This is a genomic window from Microbacterium hibisci (genome assembly GCF_015278255.1).
In the GTDB taxonomy this organism is placed as follows: domain Bacteria; phylum Actinomycetota; class Actinomycetes; order Actinomycetales; family Microbacteriaceae; genus Microbacterium; species Microbacterium hibisci.
This window is the reverse complement of record NZ_JADIJC010000001.1, coordinates 428,845-449,792: the sequence shown is the minus strand read 5'-3', so window position 1 is coordinate 449,792 and position 20,948 is coordinate 428,845. Positions and strand designations below refer to the sequence as shown.

At 70.4% G+C, this 20,948-nt stretch carries 18 protein-coding genes; 10 read left to right on the top strand and 8 right to left on the bottom strand.

The window, feature by feature from the left end:
- Window positions 1-10: 10 nt before the first annotated feature.
- Window positions 11-1,132 (top strand): alkaline phosphatase family protein, encoded by a 1,122-nt coding sequence (locus IM770_RS02175; RefSeq protein ID WP_203579480.1) that lies wholly within the window; start codon window positions 11-13, stop codon window positions 1,130-1,132.
- Between the two features lie 31 nt (window positions 1,133-1,163).
- Here the strand turns inward: IM770_RS02175 and sepH are convergent, their stop codons facing one another.
- The gene (gene sepH / locus IM770_RS02170) at window positions 1,164-2,207 is read right to left on the bottom strand and encodes a septation protein SepH (protein WP_203579479.1); all 1,044 of its coding nucleotides are present in this window, start codon (window positions 2,205-2,207) and stop codon (window positions 1,164-1,166) included.
- Between the two features lie 261 nt (window positions 2,208-2,468).
- Between sepH and IM770_RS02165 the strand changes: the two genes are divergently transcribed.
- Window positions 2,469-2,762, top strand: a complete 294-nt coding sequence (locus tag IM770_RS02165) for a DUF4193 domain-containing protein (protein WP_109212200.1) — start codon at window positions 2,469-2,471, stop codon at window positions 2,760-2,762.
- On the opposite strand, the gene IM770_RS02160 is transcribed toward IM770_RS02165, so the two are convergent.
- A complete protein-coding gene (locus IM770_RS02160; protein WP_203579478.1) occupies window positions 2,737-3,240 on the bottom strand; it encodes a DUF3093 domain-containing protein in 504 nt (167 codons plus the stop codon). The genes IM770_RS02165 and IM770_RS02160 overlap by 26 nt on opposite strands.
- A gap of 12 nt (window positions 3,241-3,252) precedes the next feature.
- On the opposite strand from IM770_RS02160, the gene dut reads away from it, so the two are divergent.
- The 5 genes from dut to dxs all read left to right on the top strand — a co-directional run bounded on the left by dut (window position 3,253) and on the right by dxs (window position 10,192).
- Window positions 3,253-3,771 carry a dUTP diphosphatase gene (gene dut, locus IM770_RS02155; RefSeq protein WP_203579477.1) on the top strand — a complete coding sequence of 173 codons (519 nt, stop codon included), beginning with the start codon at window positions 3,253-3,255 and terminating at the stop codon, window positions 3,769-3,771.
- A complete protein-coding gene (locus tag IM770_RS02150) occupies window positions 3,768-4,367 on the top strand; it encodes a DUF3710 domain-containing protein (RefSeq protein WP_203579476.1) in 600 nt (199 codons plus the stop codon). The genes dut and IM770_RS02150 overlap by 4 nt, the downstream gene beginning before the upstream one ends.
- Window positions 4,364-5,167, top strand: coding sequence for a DUF3159 domain-containing protein (locus tag IM770_RS02145; protein WP_307785346.1), 804 nt, complete (start codon window positions 4,364-4,366; stop codon window positions 5,165-5,167). Before IM770_RS02150 ends, IM770_RS02145 begins: the two co-directional genes overlap by 4 nt.
- Before the next feature lie 88 nt (window positions 5,168-5,255).
- A complete protein-coding gene (locus IM770_RS02140; protein ID WP_203579475.1) occupies window positions 5,256-8,135 on the top strand; it encodes an aconitate hydratase in 2,880 nt (959 codons plus the stop codon).
- A gap of 98 nt (window positions 8,136-8,233) precedes the next feature.
- Window positions 8,234-10,192: a 1-deoxy-D-xylulose-5-phosphate synthase gene (dxs, locus tag IM770_RS02135; protein ID WP_203579474.1), complete on the top strand. Its 1,959-nt coding sequence runs from the start codon at window positions 8,234-8,236 to the stop codon at window positions 10,190-10,192.
- A gap of 172 nt (window positions 10,193-10,364) precedes the next feature.
- Here dxs and IM770_RS02130 read toward each other — a convergent pair whose 3' ends face one another.
- From IM770_RS02130 to IM770_RS02115, 4 genes are all read right to left on the bottom strand, one after another.
- Window positions 10,365-12,509, bottom strand: a complete 2,145-nt coding sequence (locus tag IM770_RS02130; protein ID WP_203579473.1) for a 3-hydroxyacyl-CoA dehydrogenase NAD-binding domain-containing protein — start codon at window positions 12,507-12,509, stop codon at window positions 10,365-10,367.
- Between the two features lie 7 nt (window positions 12,510-12,516).
- The gene (locus tag IM770_RS02125; RefSeq protein ID WP_203579472.1) at window positions 12,517-13,722 is read right to left on the bottom strand and encodes a thiolase family protein; all 1,206 of its coding nucleotides are present in this window, start codon (window positions 13,720-13,722) and stop codon (window positions 12,517-12,519) included.
- Window positions 13,723-13,794: 72 nt separating this feature from the next.
- Window positions 13,795-14,994, bottom strand: a complete 1,200-nt coding sequence (locus IM770_RS02120) for a ribonuclease D (RefSeq protein ID WP_203579471.1) — start codon at window positions 14,992-14,994, stop codon at window positions 13,795-13,797.
- Window positions 14,987-15,577, bottom strand: coding sequence for a DUF3000 domain-containing protein (locus tag IM770_RS02115; protein ID WP_203579470.1), 591 nt, complete (start codon window positions 15,575-15,577; stop codon window positions 14,987-14,989). The genes IM770_RS02120 and IM770_RS02115 overlap by 8 nt, the downstream gene beginning before the upstream one ends.
- A gap of 25 nt (window positions 15,578-15,602) precedes the next feature.
- Here IM770_RS02115 and IM770_RS02110 point away from each other — a divergent pair, with 25 nt between their 5' ends.
- Window positions 15,603-16,832, top strand: coding sequence for an alpha/beta hydrolase family protein (locus tag IM770_RS02110; protein WP_203579469.1), 1,230 nt, complete (start codon window positions 15,603-15,605; stop codon window positions 16,830-16,832).
- 11 nt (window positions 16,833-16,843) lie between these two features.
- On the opposite strand, the gene IM770_RS02105 is transcribed toward IM770_RS02110, so the two are convergent.
- Together IM770_RS02105 and IM770_RS02100 are read right to left on the bottom strand one after the other, a co-directional pair.
- The gene (locus IM770_RS02105; protein WP_203579468.1) at window positions 16,844-17,281 is read right to left on the bottom strand and encodes a SufE family protein; all 438 of its coding nucleotides are present in this window, start codon (window positions 17,279-17,281) and stop codon (window positions 16,844-16,846) included.
- Between the two features lie 35 nt (window positions 17,282-17,316).
- Entirely contained in the window at window positions 17,317-18,222 is a 906-nt protein-coding gene (locus IM770_RS02100; RefSeq protein ID WP_203579467.1) for a sulfurtransferase, read from the bottom strand.
- A gap of 202 nt (window positions 18,223-18,424) precedes the next feature.
- Here IM770_RS02100 and zapE point away from each other — a divergent pair, with 202 nt between their 5' ends.
- Both zapE and IM770_RS02090 read left to right on the top strand, forming a co-directional pair.
- Window positions 18,425-19,453, top strand: a complete 1,029-nt coding sequence (zapE, locus tag IM770_RS02095; RefSeq protein ID WP_203579466.1) for a cell division protein ZapE — start codon at window positions 18,425-18,427, stop codon at window positions 19,451-19,453.
- A 181-nt stretch (window positions 19,454-19,634) separates the two neighbouring features.
- A complete protein-coding gene (locus IM770_RS02090) occupies window positions 19,635-20,903 on the top strand; it encodes an ammonium transporter (RefSeq protein ID WP_203579465.1) in 1,269 nt (422 codons plus the stop codon).
- Window positions 20,904-20,948: the final 45 nt, after the last annotated feature.

Here is a 20,948-nt window from a genome sequence, read left to right as displayed (position 1 = left end):
ACTGGCCCCGATGTCCCTCAGCCTACCCGCGGACCCGCCGCGCGCCCGGAGCCTCACCCGTGTCGTGACGGAGATGTCGGCGGCTCTGAACGGCGGCTCGGAGTGGTTCGCGCCGGCGCGCAGCGCCATCGTGTGGGTGCTCGACGGCCTCGGCGCGCACAACCTGTCGGCCCGCGCCGGCCACGCGCGGTTCCTCTCCGAGGCGAGGGCGAAGAAGGATGTCGCGCGCACCGTCTTCCCGTCGACGACTGCCGCCGCCCTCACGAGCCTCCTCACCGGTGCGCTCCCGGGAGAGCACGGGATCGTCGGCTATCGCGCGCGGATCCCGGGCACCGACGACGTCGTCAATCAGCTGCGCGGGTGGGACACCGACGGGCTGCCGCGGGAGTTCCAGCGGGCGACGCCGCTCTCGGCCACGCTGGGGCGCCCGTTCTTCGCGGTCTCCCGCGACGAGTACGCACGCACCGGGTTCACCGCCGCGACTCTCGGTGATGCGGTGTTCCACGGCGCCGACGACCTCGACGAACGCGTCGAGCTGGCCGCCGACCTCGCGGCACGGCATCCGGGCTCCCTCACGTATCTCTATGCCCCCGAACTCGACGGCATCGGCCACAAGCGCGGCTGGCAGTCCGACGAGTGGGTGGCTGCGCTGGAGCGGGTGGATGCCGCGGCCCGCCGGCTCGCTTCGGCCCTGGATGCCCGGACCGGCGTCGTGGTCACGTCCGACCACGGGATGATCGACGTGCCGCGGCACCGCCACATGCTCCTCGAGGACGGCGACGCGCTGCTCGAAGGGGTGCGGCTCATCGGCGGCGAGCCCCGCATGCTGCACCTGTACGCCGAGCCCGGACAGGCGCAGGCGGTGCTCGCGCGCTGGCGCGAATCCGAGGCGTCCCGGTCGTGGGTCATGTCACGCGACGAGCTCGAGGCCTCCGGCCTGGTGGGCGCCGTCGATCCGGCGGTCGCCGGCCGACTCGGGGACGTCATCGTGGCCCCCCGCGCCGGGATCGCGTACTACGACGACCGTCTGGCCGACAAGGCGCCGCAGAAGATGATCGGACAGCATGGTTCGCTCACGGACGAGGAGCGGGTCGTGCCGCTCATCCGGCTCGGCGCATTCGCCGGAGCATGACGGTCGGGCGCGCCGGCCCGGCCGTTCGCGCTCAGTCGTCGGACCGGGCCCCGAAGACGATCTCGTCCCACGACGGCATCGAGGTGCGTCCCTTGCGGCGGCCCGCCTCGGCCACGGCGGCGGGAGTCGGCGCCTGATAGTCGGGCGCCGGGGGCTCGTCCTCGGCGGGTGACTCGTCGTAGCCCGGCTCGAGGGCGTCGAAGAGCGCGACCGGAGCGGAGCTGCGTGCGGACGCTGCCGCTTCTTCGGCACCGGGCAGCGGCTCGCGCTGACCGCGCCGCCGACGCAGCGCCTCGAGCAGGTCGGCCGTCTCGGCGGACGTCGCCAGGGGCGGGTCGCTCGCGCGCTTGATCGCCGCCTCCTGCACCGCCGGAGCGGCGGGCGCCGGGATCTCGGGGGACTCGATGTCGGCGTCGGGCAGCCGGCGCGGACCGAACGCGCCGCTGTCGAAGCGCGAGTCGTCCTGTGGGGCGACCGAGTCCAGGGCGCGGAGGCGCGGGATCAGCCCTTCGGGCAGCGAGCCCTGGCGCGACAGCTGGATGGCGTCGGCGTTGAGGGGCGACAGCGTGCTGCGGCGCGGGTCGAAGCCCCAGCGCGCATCATGTCCGATGTCGTTCGAGGTGAACTCGAGCTTGACCGTCCAGCCGGTCGGCTCCTTCCAGCTGGTCCACCGCTCGCCGATCGCGCCGGCCTCGGCGAGCTTCGCGCGCACCGCCGAGCCGAAGGTGGTCTGGCCGTCGCCCTCGAAGTCGCCGCCCAGCAGCACGGGCACCGCCAGCGCCTGGCCCACGATGTGCTCGCGCTCGGCCAGCACGGGGCCTTCGAACCGCACCACGTCCTCCACGCGCGCGCCGAGGAGCTCCGCCACCTCGCGCGCCGACAGACCGGACCGGATGTGCGCCTGGATCTCACGCGGGCTGGGCCGCGGCGTCTGAGGCTCGGGTTCGCGCTCGCGCCGCGCCTTGCGCAGTTCGACACGCAGCACGTCGTCGACGTCGAGCGAGAATCGCTCGCCCGACTCGGTCGCCAGGATGAGCTTGTCGTCCTCGGTTCCGATGACCTTGAGCTGTTCCATGCGGACGCTCCCTGCTTCTCGTGCCGGCGCTCGGCTGCGCGTGTCGAGCGGACTCAGGCTTGCGAGCCCGCCTGTCCGCCCCATGGTGTCACAGGGCGGCGGAAGGGCCGGGAATATCCGGCGCGTGCCGCGAGTTTCACGCGAACGCACGGCCCGGAACACGTCCGATCGCATTTGCGAAAAGAGGAGCCGTCGTGCAAACTATCGCCGCCCGCAAGGGCGAGCGCAACCGCGAATACCCGGAAGTTGAGATCTTCACGCATGGCCACCGATTACGACGCCCCCCGCAAGACCGAGGACGACAGCGAGTCGATCGAAGCGCTCAAGGAGCGCGTTCCCGACAAGCTCTCGGGCGCGGTCGACGTGGAGGACGCCGACAACCCGTCGGGCTTCGAGCTGCCCGGTGCCGACCTGTCGGACCTCGAGCTCGACGTCGTCGTTCTGCCCGCCCAGGAAGACGAGTTCACCTGTTCGAACTGCTTCCTCGTGAAGCACCGCTCGCAGCTCGACCACGAGACGGCCGACGGCCCTATCTGCTCGGAGTGCGCCGCGTGAGCTGAGCCCGCCGCACGGCGGCGGCCAGTCGATCCGGCGTCCGCGAGGAGATCACCCACGCGGTCGTCGGATCATCCTCGTCCGTCACGGGGATGACGACGACTCCGTCGATCCCGCCCCGGATGAGGTGCCACGACCGCGGGTGAAGCCCCGCACCGCGCGCATGGCGCGCGTCGTCCCCGACATGCACTTCGGGAGCCCCGAGCAGATCCACGTCGATGTGCGCCCGTCCGGCGCGGAGTTCGCCGTCGCGCACTGCGACGACGGGCGCCGCGGCGATCATGAGGGCGATCAACAGGATGCCGACGCCCGCGCCCACGACGAGCGCCACCGTCGTGTCGATCGGGGTGACCACCAGCGCCGCCATCGGCGCCGCGACGGCGGCCGCCACGAGGATCCACAGCGACGGCCCGAGCCGCTCGCGATAGCCGTCGGTGCGGCCGCTGCGAGCACCGGTATGACGCGTTGAGTTCTGCATTACCCTCGTTGGGTGACTGAAACGGTGGACGTCCCCATTATCGCCCCCGACGTTCCGGTGTACGCGCACCCGGGGGACGCCGGGGCCGACCTGGTCGCCGCCGAGGCGGTGCGCCTCGAGCCCGGCGATCGGGCTCTCGTCGGCACCGGCGTGCGCATCGCGCTGCCCGAGGGGCACGTCGCCTTCGTCGTGCCGCGCAGCGGCCTGGCCGCCAAGCACGGCATCACCATCGTCAACGCGCCCGGCACCATCGATGCCGGCTACCGCGGCGAGATCAAGGTGATCCTGCTCAACACCGACCGCGAGCACGCGCACGAGATCTCGGTCGGCGACCGCATCGCCCAGCTCATCGTGATGCCGGTGCCGCGCGCCGTCTTCCTCCCCGTGGAAACCCTGCCCGACAGCGTGCGCGGCGAAGGCGGCTTCGGCTCCACGGGCTACCAGGGGGGCGCGGCGCAACCGACGAACGCCGGCGAGCTCTCGCGGGAAGCTTCCCGCGACCACGACAAGAAGGACGGAGTCCTGGCATGACCGATGCCTCCACCCCCGAAGGCCCTCGCAAGGTCGCACCCGACGACCGCGCGACCACCGGACCGTTCGACGAGTCCGAGGCCAACCCCGTGCGGCCGTACATCGACCTCGGCGGCATCAAGATCCTGCCGCGCGAGGGTCTGAACCTGCGCCTCGAGGTCGAGGAGCAGACCAAGCGCATCGTCGCGGTCGGGCTCGACTACGCCGGCTCGACCCTGCAGGTGCAGCCGTTCGCAGCGCCGCGTTCGGCCGGGCTGTGGGACGAGACCCGCGAGCAGATCCGCCAGCAGATCCGCCAGCAGGGCGGCCGGGTCGAGGAGCGGGAGGGACCGCTCGGTCCCGAGCTGCTCGCCGAAGTCCCCGTGGTCGCGGGGCCCGACGGCACCGCGGGCAAGCGCCTCGCGCGCTTCGTCGGCGTCGACGGACCCCGCTGGTTCCTGCGCGGCGTGATCGGCGGTTCGGCCACGGCCGACGTCGAGGCGGCGACCGCGGTCGAGGACCTCTTCCGCTCGATCGTCGTCGTGCGCGGCGCCTCCCCGATGCCGCCGCGCGACCTCATCCCGCTGCGGATGCCCGCGACGCCTGGTACGGCGTGAGCGACGATCACCCGGCCCCGGACGCCGCCCCCGACACGCCCGCCGGTTCGAAGGACGCACGCCCGTCGAACGAGCCGCCCGCGCCGGCGGATCAGGCCTCGGCGTCGGAGCTCCTCGGCGCAGCCCTCGGGGACGCCGCGCGCCGGGCCGGGATGGACCCTGCCCAGGGGAAGAGCACCGGTCACGTCGTCTGGTCCGCGATGGGCGGCTGGCGCGGCATCCTGGAATCCGTCCTCCCGGGTGTGGTGTTCCTCGTCGCCTGGACGGCCACGTACAACCCCGACCCCGAGGTGCGCTCAGGCAACCTGCTCCTGAGCCTCGGCCTGTCGGTCGGCCTCGCCGCGGTGTTCACGATCGTCCGCCTCGTCCAGCGCCAGTCCGCGAGTGCCGCGATCGGCGGCCTCATCGCGGCGGCAGCGGCAGCGGGCCTGTCGCTGTGGACCGGCAGGGGAGAGGACAGCTTCATCCCGGGCTTCCTCACCAACACCCTCTACGGCACCGCGTTCCTCGTGTCGGCGCTCATCGGGTGGCCGCTGATCGGTCTCGCGGTCGGATTCCTCATGGGGGAGGGCACCGCGTGGCGCGCCGACAAGCGCAAGCGACGCGTCTTCTTCTGGTTGTCGATCGCGTGGGCCGGGCTGTTCGCACTGCGCCTGATCGTGCAGGTGCCGCTCTACTTCGCGGGCGACGTCACCGCTCTCGGGACGCTGAAGCTGATCATGGGGCTTCCGCTGTTCGCACCGCTGGTGGCCGTCACGTGGCTCGCCGTGCGTGCGCTCTACCCTCGCGCTCCGAAGTGATACATTTATCTCGACATCAAGATAAATTTCTCCCGATCCGTTAGGTCGACCTCACTAGCCGAGGGCTTCGGGGCGGGGGAAGATGGGGATGCCGGACTCCGGCACGATCCCGCCGCCGACGAAGGAGACAGACGTGTCCACGGTTGACAGCTTCGGTGCGAAGAGCACCCTGACGGTCGGCAGCACCGACTACGAGATCTTCCGCATCGACACGGTCGCGGGCTACGAGAAGCTCCCCTTCAGCCTCAAGGTGCTGCTCGAGAACCTGCTGCGCACCGAGGACGGCGCGAACGTCACCAAGGAGCAGATCCAGGCCCTCGGCTCGTGGAAGCCCGACGCCGAACCCGACACCGAGATCCAGTTCACGCCGGCGCGCGTGGTGATGCAGGACTTCACCGGTGTTCCCTGCATCGTCGACCTCGCCACGATGCGCGAGGCCGTCACCGCCCTCGGCGGCGACCCCAGCAAGATCAACCCGCTCTCGCCGGCCGAGATGGTCATCGACCACTCGGTCATCGCCGACCTGTTCGGACGCGAGGACGCCCTCGAGCGCAACGTCGAGATCGAGTACGAGCGCAACGGCGAGCGGTACCAGTTCCTCCGCTGGGGCCAGACGGCCTTCGACGACTTCAAGGTCGTGCCGCCCGGCACCGGCATCGTGCACCAGGTTAACATCGAGCACCTCGCCAAGGTCATCTACGACCGGGAGGTGGAGGGCGTGCTGCGCGCGTACCCCGACACCTGCGTCGGCACCGACTCGCACACCACGATGGTCAACGGCCTCGGCGTGCTCGGCTGGGGCGTCGGCGGCATCGAGGCCGAGGCCGCGATGCTCGGCCAGCCCGTGTCGATGCTGATCCCGCGCGTGGTCGGCTTCAAGCTCACCGGCTCGATCCCCGCCGGCGTGACGGCCACTGACGTCGTGCTCACGATCACCGACATCCTCCGCAAGCACGGCGTGGTCGGCAAGTTCGTCGAGTTCTACGGCGAGGGCGTCGCCTCGGTGCCGCTCGCGAACCGCGCCACCATCGGCAACATGAGCCCCGAGTTCGGCTCGACCGCCGCGATGTTCCCCATCGACGACGTCACGCTCGACTACCTGCGCCTCACCGGTCGCGACGACGAGGCGGTCGCGCTCGTCGAGGCGTACGCCAAGGAGCAGTCGCTCTGGCACGACCCGGCCCGCGAGCTCGTCTTCAGCGAGTACATGGAGCTCGACCTGTCGACGGTCGTCCCGTCGATCGCCGGCCCGAAGCGCCCGCAGGACCGCATCCTCCTCTCAGAGGCCAAGTCGCAGTTCGAGAAGGACATCGTCAACTACGCGACCGCGTCCACCTCGGACGACATCGTCGACCTCGAGTCGAAGCACTCGTTCCCGGCGTCCGACCCCGGCGCGGTCCCCGGCGAGGAGGAGCCGACCACACGGCCCGTCCACATCAACAGCGGCGCGCCGGCATCCGCCTCCAAGCCCGTCAAGGTGACCACGCCCGACGGCGAGGCCTACATCCTCGACAACGGCGCGGTGACGCTCGCGGCGATCACGTCGTGCACCAACACGTCGAACCCGTCGGTCATGATCGCGGCGGGCCTGCTCGCCAAGAAGGCCGTCGACAAGGGCCTGAAGCGCAAGCCGTGGGTCAAGACGACGCTCGGCCCCGGCTCGAAGGTCGTCACCGACTACTACGAGAAGTCCGGCCTCGACAAGGCGCTCGAGGGCCTCGACTTCTTCACGGTGGGCTACGGCTGCACGATCTGCATCGGCAACTCCGGTCCGCTCATCGAAGAGGTCTCCGAGGCGATCAACGAGAACGACCTCGCCGTGACGGCGGTGCTCTCGGGCAACCGCAACTTCGAGGGCCGCATCAGCCCCGACGTGAAGATGAACTACCTCGCGTCGCCGCCGCTGGTTGTCGCCTACGCCCTCGCAGGCTCGATGAACTTCGACTTCGAGACCGACGCGCTCGGCAAGGACCTCGACGGCAACGACGTGTTCCTCAAGGACATCTGGCCCTCGCCTGAGGAGGTGCAGCAGATCATCGACACGTCGATCTCGCGCGAGCAGTTCATCACCCAGTACGCCACGGTCTTCGAGGGCGACGAGCGGTGGAAGAACCTCCCCACCCCCACCGGACCGGTCTTCGAGTGGGATGAGGACTCGACCTACGTGCGCAAGGCGCCGTACTTCGACGGCATGCAGATGGAGCTGACCCCGGTCACCGACATCACCGGCGCACGCGTCATGGCGACCCTCGGCGACTCGGTCACGACCGACCACATCTCGCCCGCGGGGAACATCAAGGCCGGCACGCCCGCCGCGCAGTACCTCACCGAGCACGGCGTCGGGCAGAAGGACTTCAACTCCTACGGCTCGCGCCGCGGCAACCACGAGGTCATGATCCGGGGCACGTTCGCGAACATCCGCCTGAAGAACGAGCTGGTGGCGGCGGTCAACGACGGTCAGATCGTCGAGGGCGGCTTCACCCGCGACTTCACCCAGGCGGGCGGCCCGCAGTCGTACATCTACGACGCCAGCGAGAACTACCAGGCGCAGGGCACGCCGCTCGTTGTCTTCGGGGGCAAGGAGTACGGCTCGGGCTCGTCGCGCGACTGGGCGGCCAAGGGCACCAGCCTGCTGGGCGTGAAGGCGGTCATCACCGAGAGCTTCGAGCGCATCCACCGCTCGAACCTCATCGGCATGGGCGTCGTCCCGCTGCAGTTCCCCGCCGGCGAGAGCTGGAAGTCGCTGGGACTCGACGGCACCGAGATCGTCTCGATCGAGGGTCTGGAGCAGCTCAACGAGGGTGTCACGCCGAAGACGGTGCGCGTCACCGCCGAGCCGAGCGAGTTCTCTCCCGAGGGCAAGCAGACGGTGGCGTTCGACGCGGTCGTGCGCATCGACACGCCCGGCGAGGCGGACTACTACCGCAACGGCGGCATCCTGCAGTACGTGCTGCGCTCGCTGGTCTGACAGCTGATTCACGGGGGGCCGGATGCCGCGGCATCCGGTCCCTCCGTCATGCCGCGGGTAGACTTGCAGAGCCCTTCCGGGGCCGGAAAGGAGCGGGGATGTCGTTGCTGTCGTCCATCACCGGACCCCGCGACCTCGACGCGTTGAGCACCGCTCAGCTCGAGGAGCTCGCGGAAGAGATCCGCGGCTTCCTCGTCGAGAACGTCGCACGCACAGGCGGTCACCTGGGCCCGAATCTCGGCGTCGTCGAGCTGACGATCGCGCTGCATCGCGTGTTCGACTCGCCTCACGACCCCATGATCTTCGACACCGGGCACCAGTCCTACGTGCACAAGCTGCTGACGGGCCGCCAGGACTTCTCGAACCTCCGGGCACGTGACGGGCTGGCCGGCTATCCGCAGCGATCGGAGAGCCCGCACGACGTCGTCGAGTCCTCGCACGCGTCGAGCTCGCTCAGCTGGGCGGATGGCGTGTCGCGCGCGCTGACGCTGACGGGCCGCAAGGACCGGCACGTGGTCGCCGTCGTCGGCGACGGCGCCCTCACCGGCGGCATGACGTGGGAGGCGCTCAACAACATCTCCGACGACAACGACCGAAACCTCGTCATCGTCGTGAACGACAACGGGCGCTCGTACGCCCCGACGATCGGTGGAATGGCGCGCTACCTCAACCGCGTGCGCACCGCCGACTCGTACCGCAACCTCCACCGCGGATCCGACACGCTGTTCCGCAAGCTCGGTCCTGCCGCCCGCGCCGTCTACCGCGGCGTGCGAGGGGGCACCCACGGCTTCCTGTCGCGCTTCACCAACAACGCCGCGCTGTACTCGAACCTCGACATCAAGTACCTCGGCCCCGTCGACGGGCACGACCTGCCGACACTCATCGAGACCCTCGAGCTGGCCAAGGAGTACGGCGCGCCGGTGATCGTGCACGCCATCACCGAGAAGGGCCGCGGCTACGCCCCCGCGCTCTCGGACGAGGCCGACCAGTTCCACGCCGTCGGCAAGATCGACCCGATCACCGGCGAAGCGCTGGGTTCGTCGGGCGGCCTCGCGTGGACCGACGTGTTCGCCGACGAGCTCGTCGCCGTCGGCGAGGGCCGCGACGACGTCATCGCCATGACCGCCGCGATGCTGCGTCCCACGGGACTGCTCCCGTTCGCACAGCGATTCCCCGACCGCGTGTACGACGTCGGCATCGCCGAGCAGCACGCCGTCGCCTCGGCCGCCGGGCTCGCCTTCGGCGGCCTCCACCCGGTCGTCGCGATCTACGCGACGTTCATGAACCGCGCGTTCGATCAGGTGCTGATGGATGTCGCGCTCCACCGCGCCGGCGTCACCTTCGTGCTCGACCGTGCGGGGGTCACCGGGCCCGACGGTCCGAGCCATCACGGCATCTGGGACCTCGCGATGCTGCAGATCGTGCCGCACATCCGCATCGCGGTGCCGCGTGACGAGGTGCGCCTGCGCGAAGAGCTGCAGGAGGCCGTCGCCGTCGACGACGCGCCGACGGTGATCCGCTTCCCCAAGGGCGGCGTGAGCCCGGAGCTGCCCGCCGTCGACCGCCTGGAGGACGGCGTCGACGTCCTCGTGCGCTCCGACGCCCAGGACGTGCTCCTCGTCGGCATCGGTCCGATGGCGCACATCGCCGTCGACGTCGCCGAGCGCCTGCGGGCGCAGGGGATCGGCGCGACGGTCGTCGACCCGCGGTGGGTGGTGCCCGTGCAGCCGTCGATCATCGAGCTGGCGGCATCCCACCGCCTCGTCATCACGATCGAGGACGGCATCCGCGTCGGCGGGATCGGCACGCGCGTGCGCCAGGTGCTGCGCGAGGCCGGCGTCGACACGGCCGTGGATGAGCTGGGTGTGCCCGACGAGTTCATCGACCACGCGAGCCGGGAGCAGATCCTGGAGGATGCCGGGCTGACGGCGGCGAAGATCGCCCAGGATGTGGTGGCACAGGTGCTCGGCACGCGCATCCCGGTGGCGCGCGGCGCCCACACCAGCGAGATCCCGACGCTGCCCGACCTCGCCCGCTCGCGCGACGAGCGCCGCTGACGCAGGACCTCGTCGCGGGTCCGGGCCAGAGAGTCGGCATCCGTTCGCGGCGAAGGATCCGGCCGCTGATCGTTCGGTCGTCCCGAGGTGCGGGCCTACGCCCGCCGACGACGACAGGAGTCGGGCGCACCCTCCGAGGAGGGTGCGCCCGACGAACGCGCTGTCGAGGTGATCAGCCGCCGATGCCCTTGATGACCGGGTGGTGGAACGTGTCGCCGAAGACGCGCTCCGATGCCCCCTCCCGGTCGAGGTACGGCGAGGCGCCGCCGTCGATGAACGGCCAGCCGGCACCGAGGATCAGGCAGAGGTCGATGTCCTCCACCTCGGGGACCACGCCCTCGTCGAGCATGACCCTGATCTCCTGAGCCAGGCCGTCTTGCACGCGGCGGAGGATCTCGTCGGCCTTCGCCGGCGACGAGCCCACGGCGGGCTTGAGGACCTTCTCGGCCGCCTTGGTCCAGCCTGTGACGCGCCCGCCCTTGTCCTTCTCGACGACCTCGGGCAGCTCTGCGAGGGCGTGGAAGTTGTCGTTGGCGTAGAACCGCTCGGGGAACGCCCGCACCATCGTGTCCTGGACGTGGGCGGCGACCTTCCAGCCCACGAGGTCGATGAGCTGGAACGGCCCCATCGGAAGGCCGAGCGGTGCGAACGCCTTCTCGACTTCGACGACCGGCGTGCCCTCGTAGACGGCGCGCGCGGCCTCGCCCATGACCTTCGCCAGCAGGCGGTTCACCACGAAGCCCGGCGCATCGGCGGTGAGGACCGCGTTCTTGCCGAGGCTCTTCGCCACGACGAACGCCGTCGACAGCGCGGCCTCCGACGTCGCAGGGGTCTTCACGATCTCGATGAGCGGCATGACCGCCACCGGGTTGAAGAAGTGGAAGCCGACGAGTCGCTCGGGGTGGGCGAGCTTCGCACCGATCTCCTCGACCGACAGCGACGAGGTGTTGGTGGCGAGGATCGCGTCTTCGGCGATGATCGCCTCGATCTCGCCGAACACCTGCTGCTTGACACCGACCTCTTCGAACACGGCCTCGATCACGAAGTCGCAGTCCGCGTACAGGCTCTTGTCGGTCGTGCCGGTGACGAGCGCCCGCAGCCTGTTGGCCGTGTCGCCGTCGAGCCGGCCCTTGGCCTCGAGCTTGCCGATCTCGTCGTGGATGTAGGCCACGCCCTTGTCGACGCGCGCCTGGTCGAGGTCGGTGATGAGCACGGGCACCTGCAGCTTGCGCACGAACAGCAGCGCGAACTGGCTCGCCATGAGTCCGGCGCCGATGATGCCGACCTTGGCGACCTTCTTGGCGAGCGCCTTGTCGGGCGCGCCGACGGGACGCTTCGCGCGCTTCTGGACGAGGTCGAACGCGTACATGGATGCCGCGAACTGATCGCCCGTCACGAGCTCGGCAAGGGCCTCGTCCTCGCGCGCGAAGCCCTCGGCCTTGGTGCCGCCCTTGGCCTTCTCGAGTAGCTCGAGCGCCGCGTACGGCGACTTCGGCACGGTGCCGATCTTGGACTCGAGCATGCCGCGCGCCATCTTGATCGCGATCGGCCACTTGGTGAGGCGCTCGATCTTGCCGGGCTCGTTCTTGCGGTCGACCTTGATCTTGCCGCCCAGCACACGGTCGGCCCAGGTGAGCGAGTCCTCGAGATAGTTCGCCGCCGGGAAGATCGCGTCGACGATGCCGTAGTCGAACGCCTGCTGCGGCTTCAGCATGCGGTTCTGCTTCAGCGGGTTCGAGATCACGACCTCGAGGGCGTTCTCGATGCCGATGAGGTTGGGCAGGAGGTAGGCGCCGCCCCAGCCCGGGATGATGCCGAGGAACACCTCGGGCAGCGCGATCGCGGCGGCCGAGGCATCCACCGTCCGGTAGGTGCTGTTCAGCGCGATCTCGAGCCCGCCGCCGAGCGCGAGGCCGTTCACGAACGCGAACGACGGCACTCCGAGCTCGGAGAGCTGACCGAACACCTTGTGGCCGAGCTGGGCGACCAGGCGCGCGTTGTCTTTCGAGCCGACCTTGCTGATGTCGGACAGGTCGGCGCCGGCGGCCAGGATGTACTGCTTGCCGGTGATGCCGACAGCCTGGATCTCGCCCGCCGTGGCGCGCGCCTTCAGCGCGTCGAGCGTCTGGCCGAGCTGGAACATCGTCGCCGGCCCCAGGGTGTTGGGGCGCGTGTGGTCACGGCCGTTGTCGAGCGTGACGAGCGCGAGCACCTTGCCGGACGGGAGGCGGATGTCGCGCACCCGCGAGTGCGTGATCACCTCCCCGTCGGTCATGGCGAGGATGGGAGAGAAGTCGATGTCGTCGTAATTCGTCATGCCGCGCCTACTTCCGCTTCTTTCCGTCGAAGTGGGGGTTCTCCCAGATGACCGAGCCGCCCTGGCCGAGGCCGACGCACATCGCGGTGAGGCCGTAGCGGACGTCGGGGCGCTCGGCGAAGTGCGCCGCGAGCTGGATCATCAGGCGCACGCCCGAGGCGGCGAGCGGGTGGCCGAAGGCGATCGCGCCGCCCCACGGGTTGACGCGCGGGTCGTCGTCGGCGATGCCGAAGTGGTCGAGGAGCGAGATCACCTGGATCGCGAAGGCCTCGTTCAGCTCGAACAGGCCGATGTCGTCGATCGTGAGGCCGGCCTTCTTGAGGGCCTTCTCGGTCGAGGGGATCGGGCCGATGCCCATGATCTCGGGCTGCACGCCCGCGAAGGCGAACGAGACGAGCTTCATCTTCGGCGCGAGGCCGAGCTCCTTCACGGCACCGCCGCCGGCGAGCAGCGACATCGTGGCGCCGTCGGTGAGCGGCGAGGAAGTGCCCGCGGTCACACGGCCATGCGGGCGGAACGGCGTCTTCAGCGCCGCCAGGTCTTCCATCGTGGTCTGCGGGCGACGGCCCTCGTCCTCGGTGGCCAGACCCCAGGAGCCCTCGGCATCCTTGACGGCCACGGGCACCAGGTCGGGCTGGATCCTGCCGGCGTCGTAGGCGGCCTGCACCTTGTGCTGGCTCAGCATGCCGTAGCGGTCGGAGCGCTCCTTGGTCAGGTGCGGGAAGCGGTCGAAGATGCGCTCGGCGGTGACCCCCATGTTGAGGGCACCGGGGTCGACCATCTTCTCCGCGACGAAGCGCGGGTTGGGGTCGGCGTTGCCGCCGATCGGGTGGTGGCCCATGTGCTCGACGCCGCCGGCGAGGGCGAGGTCGTACATGCCCATGCCGATGGACCCCGCCATGGTCGTGACGCTCGTCATGGCACCCGCGCACATGCGGTCGATGGCGAACCCGGGCACGGTCTGCGGGAGACCGGCGAGGATCGCCACGCTGCGGCCCAGGGTCAGCCCCTGGTCGCCGGTCTGGCTCGTCGCGGCGATGGCGACGTCGTCGATGCGGTCCCTGGGAACGTTCGGGTTGCGCTCCATGAGCCCGATCGTCGCCTTGACGGCGAGGTCGTCCGCGCGGGTGTTCCAGTACATGCCCTTCTCGCCGGCGCGCCCGAACGGGGTGCGCATGCCATCGACGAAGAAGACGTCCGAAATCTCGGCCACTCTGCCTCCAAAAGTTGGGATGACGCCAGCCTAGGAGGGCCGCGGAAACGGCTGGAATCGGGTGGCGGAAACCTACGAAGCGGTTTCGGACGCCTCCGACGGCACTTGCACGGATCCCACAAAGGCATCGGCGATCAACTGTGCAGTCTGCGCAATCTGCCAGGAGCGCGCGCCGAGCGCGGCGAGGGCCTCGCCGACGGATGCCGCGGTCACCGGCTCGGGGGGAGCCCACGCGACGCGGCGCAGCAGCTCGGGGGTGAGCAGGTTCTCGGTCGGCATGTGGAGCTCTTCGGCCCGCTGCTCCACGACAGGACGCGCCGCCTTGAGCCGCGCGTCGGCCTCGGGGTTGCGGTCGACCCAGGCGCGCGGCGGGGGCAGTGTGTCGCCACCGCTCGCGCGCTCGAGGGGAAGCTGCGTCACCGCGCGGCCCGCCTCGATCGCCGCCCACCATCGGTCCAGCTGTGAACGGCTGGCACGGCCGTTGAACTCCTTCACGGCGGCGAGGGCGCTCTTCGACTTCGGGTCGGCCAGCACGGCCGCGACGAGGGCGCGATCGGGCACGAGACGCCCGGGGGCGACATCCTCTTCGCGTGCGAACTCCTCGCGCGCCGTCCACAGCTCTCGGGCGATCGCGAGCGCCTTGCGGCCGCGCACGGTGTGCAGGCCCGACAGGCGGCGCCACGGCTCCTCGCGCGGCGGCTTGGGCTCACGCTCCAGCACCGCGCGGAACTCCTCCGCGGCGAACTCGGTCTTGCCCTGCTCGGCCAGTTCGTCGACCAGCTTGTCGCGGACGTCGACGAGATGCTCGACGTCCAGCGCGGCATACTCCAGCCAGGACTGCGGCAGCGGCCTCGTCGACCAGTCGGAGGCGGAGTGCGCCTTGGCCAGCGTGATGCCGAGTGTGTCTTCGACGACAGCGCCGAGCCCCACGCGTTCGTGGCCGAGGAGCCGCGCAGCGAGTTCGGTGTCGAAGATCGTCGACGGCGCCAAGCCGAGCTCGCGCAGCGAGGGCAGATCCTGGCTCGCCGCGTGCAGCACCCACTCATGGGTTCCGATGGCGTCCGCGAGAGCGCGGAAGTCGCCGATCGGCGGCGGATCGAAGAGGAAGACGCCGGCGCCCCGGCGATACACCTGCACGAGGTACGCGCGCTGCGAGTACCGGAAGCCCGAGGCGCGTTCGACATCGACGGCGACCGGGCCCTCTCCGTCGGAGAGCCGGCGCGCGGCCTCGGCGACCCCGCCGACCTCGTCGATCACGTCGTAATCAGCCACGTGGCGACCTGCGAGAACCGAGCATCGCGATCCCTTCCGAGCCGGGCGGGAGTCCCGCCAGCATGCAAACCAACTCCGCCCATGCTTCCACGTGCGGAGCGATCGCGCCTTCCGGCGACCATGAGGCCCGCAGTTCTATCTGCGCTCCGTCGCCCTCCGCGGCGAGGCTGCCGAACCCCTTCGACAGGGTCTTGGTCGCGGTTCCGGATGCCGAGTGGAAGCCCGCCTGCCGCGACTCCAGCGCGTCGGTCAGCCACGTCCAGGCGACGTCGGCGAGCAGCGGGTCCACGCCGATCTCCGGCTCGAGCGGAGCCTGTGCGAAGCACACGATGCGCCACGGCCCGTTCCAGGGAGCGGGCTCATCGGGGTCGTGCAGCAGGACGAGCCGTCCGGTGCCGTAGGGCGAGGTCGCATCGTCGGGGGAGGAGCGCACATCGCCGGCGATCGCCAGGGCGTCCGGTGCCAGCCCCTGCGGCGCGGCGATCTCGCGGACCGTGAGGTCGTCGCGGAAGCGGATCTCGCGCACCGCCTCGGCGGCCTGCTCGAACGAGCCCGGGGCCGCGGGGGGACGCTGCTCTGCCACGCGGACAGACTAGAGTGATGCCTCGATGGTCGACTCCAGGCGCGCCGCGATGCGCGGCGCAACCCGCAGTCCTGCACGGGGGTCCAGGACTCCCGCTCTCGTCGCCGGGGTGAAGGCCGCGCTCACCGTGCTGAGCGTGGCCCTGGCCGGCGTGCTCGGCGCCCTCGCCGCCGGCTCCGTGCTCATGGCGCGCAAGGTCGTCACGCCCGCACGTCGCGAGCACGACACGCGCATCCTCGCGCTCGACACGGCGGCGCAGACGATCACGCTGTCGCGGACGCCCGACACCGGGCTTCCGGGACGCTACGGCCTCTTCACCAGCGGCACGTCGGACTACATCAAGCTCGGCTCGGTGCTGTCGGAGGACGCGACGAGCGTCAAGCGCAAGCTGCTGACCCACATCGGGTCGGACGCCCGGCTGGAACCCGAAGCGGCCTTCAGCGGCTGGTACTACGACCGTCCCGAGCAGCTGCACCTGCCGTTCACGCCCGAGCTCATCGGGTCGACCGTCGGCCCGTGCCCGGCCTGGCTCTTCGCCGCGGGCGAGGGAGACACCTGGGTCATCCAGGTGCACGGACGCGGCACGACGCGCGCCGAGTGCCTGCGCGCGGTTCCCGTCTTCCACGCTCTCGGCATCACGTCCCTCGTCGTCTCATACCGGAACGACGGCGAGGCGCCTCGGAGCCGCAGCGGCACGTACGCGCTCGGCGCCACGGAATGGCGCGACGTGGACGCCGCCGTGGGATTCGCCCGTCGGCGCGGCGCACGCCGCATCATCATCATGGGCTGGTCGATGGGCGGCGCGATCGCGCTCCAGCTCGCGCTCAACTCCGCGCACGGCGACGCGATCGCCGGGCTGATCCTCGAGTCGCCGGTCGTCGACTGGCGCGTGGTGCTGGCCTACCAGGCCCGCGTCGAGCGCGTGCCCCTTCCGGTCAGCCGGCTCGCGATCGAGGCGCTGCAGAACGAATGGGCCGCCCCGCTCACGCGCACCGGCGCGGCGATCCGGCTGGATCAGCTCGACGTGGTGGCGCGTGCCGCCGAGCTGCGGCATCCGGTCCTCATCCTCCACAGCGACGACGACGGCTTCGTGCCCTCGGATGCCTCGCACGACCTCGTCGCGGCCCGGCCCGATCTCGTCGAGATGCAGGTGTTCGAGGTGGCGCGGCACACCAAGCTCTGGAACTACGACCAGGAGCGCTGGAGCGAGAGCATCGGCGACTGGGTCCGCGCGCACGGGATCGTCCCGGCGTAGCGGCAGCCGCGTCAGGCCGACTTCGCGCGCACCTGGCGCTGTGCGCGCAGCAGCATGCCGGTCATGCCCGAGATCCGCAGCGGCGAGACCACCCGGGTGAGCCCCAGGGTCTGGGGGTAGTCGCCCGGCACCGCGAGGACCTCGCCCGCCGTCAGGCCGGTGAGCCCCTGCGCGAGGATGCTGGCGAACCCGCGGGTGGTGGGCGCCTCGGGGGGCGCCGTGGCGTGCATCGCGACGATGCCGTCCGCGTCCACGTCGACCACGATGTACACCGGGGACTGGCACTCGACGACGCGCTCGCAGAGCTCCGGGTGGCCCTCGTACTCCGCCGGGATGGGCGGCAGCTCGTACGAGTACTCCAGCAGGAGCTGCAGACGGTCGGGCTCGGGCAGCTCGAGGAACTCGTCGCGGATCTCGGCGAGACGGTGGGGGAGGAGGGCGTCGGTCATCCCCGCCATTTTCCCACGCGAACGGATGCCGCGGCTCAGCGCGCGGGCGCCTCGCCGGGCTCGGCGCCCGAGACGATCGGCACACGGACGGCGCTGCCCCATTCGGTCCACGAGCCGTCGTAGTTGCGCACGTCCTCGAACCCGAGGAGGTGCTTCAGGACGAACCAGGTGTGACTCGACCGCTCCCCGATGCGGCAGTACGCGACGATCGCATCGCCGTCGGCGAGGCCGACCTCCTCGCGGTAGATGGCGTCGAGCTCGGCGCGCGTCTTGAACCCGCCGTCGGCGGCCACGGCGCGCGCCCACGGCACGCTCTGCGCAGACGGGATGTGGCCGGCGCGGAGCGCCCCCTCCTCGGGGTAGGCGGGCGCCGAGGTGCGGGTGCCGTCGTACTCCTCGGGGGAGCGGACGTCGATGAGCGGTCCGCGGCCGAGGTGGGCCAGCACGTCGTCCTTGTAGGCGCGCAGCGCGGTGTCGTCGCGCTCCACCACCGGGTACTCGGTCGGCGCCGGGGCCGAGGCATCCGTCGTGATCGGCCGCCCCTCCGCGATCCACTTGTCGCGCCCGCCGTCGAGGAGACGCACATCGTCGTGACCGAAGAGCGAGAACACCCAGAGGGCGTAGGCGGCCCACCAGTTGTTCTTGTCGCCGTAGATGACCACGGTGTCGTCCCGCGAGATGCCCTTTCGGCTGAGCAGTGCGGCGAATCCCTCGCCGTCGACGTAGTCGCGCACGACCGGATCATTGAGCTCGGTGTGCCAGTCGACCTTGACCGCCCCGGGGATGTGTCCCGTCTCGTAGAGCAGCACATCCTCGTCGGACTCCACCACGACGAGGCCCGGCTCGCCCAGGCGCGCCTCGAGCCAGTCGCCGGTGACGAGCCGTCCGGGCTCGGCGTACTCGGCGAACTTCTCGGACGAGGTGTCGTTCTCGATGGGCATGGCATCTCCTGGATTCGGGTGCGAGGCGCGCGCTGTCAGCCGCTGTCACGCGGACCGGCCGCACGCGGGCGACGGTTAGGGTTGAACCGTCGCCTCCGACCCTAGATTCCCGGGCGGGCGAGCACACCTCTCGAGTAAGACTCCGTCACAGCCCGCCCCGTCACTCCGCCGCCGGCGGGCCCCACTCCGACACAGGATCCGCATGACCGTCTCCGCCACCCGCACCGGCATCGTCCACCTCGCGGAGCGCTCGCCGCAGCTCGCCGGCGCCGACATGGTCGCAGCGCTCGTGCCGCCGCCGCAGTTCGCCGACGCGACCTTCGACACGTACCGCGCCGACCCGGCGTACCCGTCGCAGCAGGCGGCGAAGGATCTGCTGCAGGCCTTCTCGGGCACCGCTGCGCCGGTCAAGGGCGGACTGTTCCGCCGTGCCAAGCGACCGGAGCTCAAGCCCGGCGTCTATCTCGACGGCGGCTTCGGCGTCGGCAAGACCCACCTGCTCGCGGCCGTCTACCACGCGATGTCGGCGCGCAGGAAGTACTTCGGGTCGTTCATCGAGTACACCGCGCTGGTCGGTGCGCTCGGCTATCAGAACACCGTCGAGCTGTTCCGCGGCGCCGACCTGCTCTGCATCGACGAGTTCGAGCTCGACGACCCAGGCGACACGATGGTCATGACCCGGCTGCTGGGCGAGCTCGTCGCCACGGGCACGCGGCTGGCAGCGACATCCAACACCCCTCCCAACGCGCTGGGCGAGGGACGGTTCGCCGCACAGGACTTCCTCCGCGAGATCCATGCGATGGCGGCGAGCTTCCAGACCGTCCGCATCGACGGCACCGACTACCGGCATCGCGCCGTCGACGGTCACGCCGCCGTGCTCGAATCCCCGCAGTACGAAGCGGCCATTGCGGATGCCGCGGCCGTGGGCCTCGCGTCGGACGACACGTTCGACGCGCTCATCGCCCACCTGGCGCAGGTGCACCCGTCGCGGTACATCCGCCTCATCGAGGACCTGTCGCTCGTCGGCCTGCGCGACGTCGCGCCGTTCACCGATCAGTCGGCGGCGCTGCGATTCGTCGCGTTCATCGACCGCGTCTACGACGCGCAGCTCCCGATCCGCGCGACCGGCACGTCGCTCGACCTGGTCTTCCCCGAGGAGATGCTCGCCGGCGGCTACCGCAAGAAGTACCTGCGCGCGATCTCGCGTCTCGTCGCGTCGACACTCGCCTGACCGGGCGACTCGCGCCGGATTCGCAGGGCGCGTTCGGCGCGCCGAAACACGATGTTTACGTACGCACGCCTCGCGTAACGAAGGAGAAACACGGCTCGTCCCGCTGCCGAAACGGGGCGTCGTCACACTGAGGGGACCCGACGCTACACCTGCGTCACCCGCAGAGAGGTTCTCCACCGAGATGGATCAAGGCAACACCGCATTCATGCTCATCGCGGCCGCGCTCGTCTTGTTGATGACGCCCGGTCTCGCGTTCTTCTACGGCGGCCTGGTCAAGGCCAAGAGCGTCATCAGCATGATGATGCTGAGTTTCGGAGCACTGGGGCTCATCGGCGTGCTGTGGGTGATCTACGGCTACGCGATCGCCTTCCCCAGCGCCGACGGACTCGTCGCACCCTGGTCGATCGACTGGTCGGCCATCGGCCTCACCAGCCTGCTCGAGGTTCCTGAGGGGGCCGCGTACCCGCCGCTGGCCTTCGTCGCCTTCCAGGCCACCTTCGCCATCCTCACCGTCGCGCTGGTCTCCGGCGCCATCGCCGACCGCGCCAAGTTCGGCGCGTGGATGATCTTCGCCGCGATCTGGGCGACGATCGTCTACTTCCCGGTCGCCAGCTGGGTGTTCAACTTCGGCCTCGCCGAGGACGGCAGCTTCGCGTACGGCGGCTGGATCACCTACGGCATGCAGGAGTGGTTCGGCGTCGGGGCGATCGACTTCGCCGGCGGCACGGCCGTCCACATCAACGCCGGTGCCGCAGCGCTCGCCCTCGCCCTGGTCCTCGGCAAGCGCCTCGGCTTCCAGAAGGGCGTCCACGTCCCGCACAACCCGCCCTTCGTGCTGCTCGGCGCGGGCCTGCTGTGGTTCGGCTGGTTCGGCTTCAACGCCGGCTCGGAGCTCGCCGCTGACGGCACCGCTGCGCTTGCGTTCGTGAACACCATCGCCGCGCCCGCCGCCGCACTGCTCGCGTGGCTCGTCGTCGAGAAGATCAAGGACGGCAAGCCCACGTCGGTCGGCGCCGCCTCGGGTGCCGTCGCGGGTCTCGTCGCCATCACCCCGGCCTGCGCGTCGCTCACGCCGATCTGGGCGATCGTCCTCGGCCTCGTCGCCGGTGCGGTCTGCGCCCTGGCGATCGAGCTCAAGTACAAGTGGGGCTTCGACGACTCGCTGGACGTGGTGGGCATCCACCTCGTCGGCGGTCTCATCGGAACGCTCTACCTCGGCTTCTTCGCGAACTCGACGGGCCTCATCTACAGCGGCAACCTCACGCAGCTCCTCGTGCAGGCGATCGCCGCGGTCGCGGTGCTGGTCTACTCGTTCGTGCTGGCCTACGGCATCGGCTTCGTGATCGAGAAGACCATCGGCTTCCGCGTCAAGAACGAGGACGAGGTCGCCGGCATCGACACGGTCGTGCACGGCGAGGAGGGCTACGTGCTCGAGGGCGCGCGCGCCTGACGCATCCGGCTCGGCCCGAAGGGGCGTCGCGGTTCCCCCCACCGC

Coding starts and splice junctions, on each gene's coding strand:
- zapE (WP_203579466.1), top strand. CDS start 18,425: ATGACCGTCTCCGCCACCCGCACCGGCATCGTCCACCTCGCGGAGCGC.
- IM770_RS02165 (WP_109212200.1), top strand. CDS start 2,469: ATGGCCACCGATTACGACGCCCCCCGCAAGACCGAGGACGACAGCGAG.
- IM770_RS02130 (WP_203579473.1), bottom strand. CDS start 12,509: ATGACGAATTACGACGACATCGACTTCTCTCCCATCCTCGCCATGACC.
- IM770_RS02100 (WP_203579467.1), bottom strand. CDS start 18,222: ATGCCCATCGAGAACGACACCTCGTCCGAGAAGTTCGCCGAGTACGCC.
- IM770_RS02105 (WP_203579468.1), bottom strand. CDS start 17,281: ATGACCGACGCCCTCCTCCCCCACCGTCTCGCCGAGATCCGCGACGAG.
- IM770_RS02175 (WP_203579480.1), top strand. CDS start 11: ATGTCCCTCAGCCTACCCGCGGACCCGCCGCGCGCCCGGAGCCTCACC.
- sepH (WP_203579479.1), bottom strand. CDS start 2,207: ATGGAACAGCTCAAGGTCATCGGAACCGAGGACGACAAGCTCATCCTG.
- dxs (WP_203579474.1), top strand. CDS start 8,234: ATGTCGTTGCTGTCGTCCATCACCGGACCCCGCGACCTCGACGCGTTG.
- IM770_RS02090 (WP_203579465.1), top strand. CDS start 19,635: ATGGATCAAGGCAACACCGCATTCATGCTCATCGCGGCCGCGCTCGTC.
- IM770_RS02110 (WP_203579469.1), top strand. CDS start 15,603: ATGGTCGACTCCAGGCGCGCCGCGATGCGCGGCGCAACCCGCAGTCCT.
- IM770_RS02160 (WP_203579478.1), bottom strand. CDS start 3,240: ATGCAGAACTCAACGCGTCATACCGGTGCTCGCAGCGGCCGCACCGAC.
- IM770_RS02140 (WP_203579475.1), top strand. CDS start 5,256: ATGCCGGACTCCGGCACGATCCCGCCGCCGACGAAGGAGACAGACGTG.
- IM770_RS02150 (WP_203579476.1), top strand. CDS start 3,768: ATGACCGATGCCTCCACCCCCGAAGGCCCTCGCAAGGTCGCACCCGAC.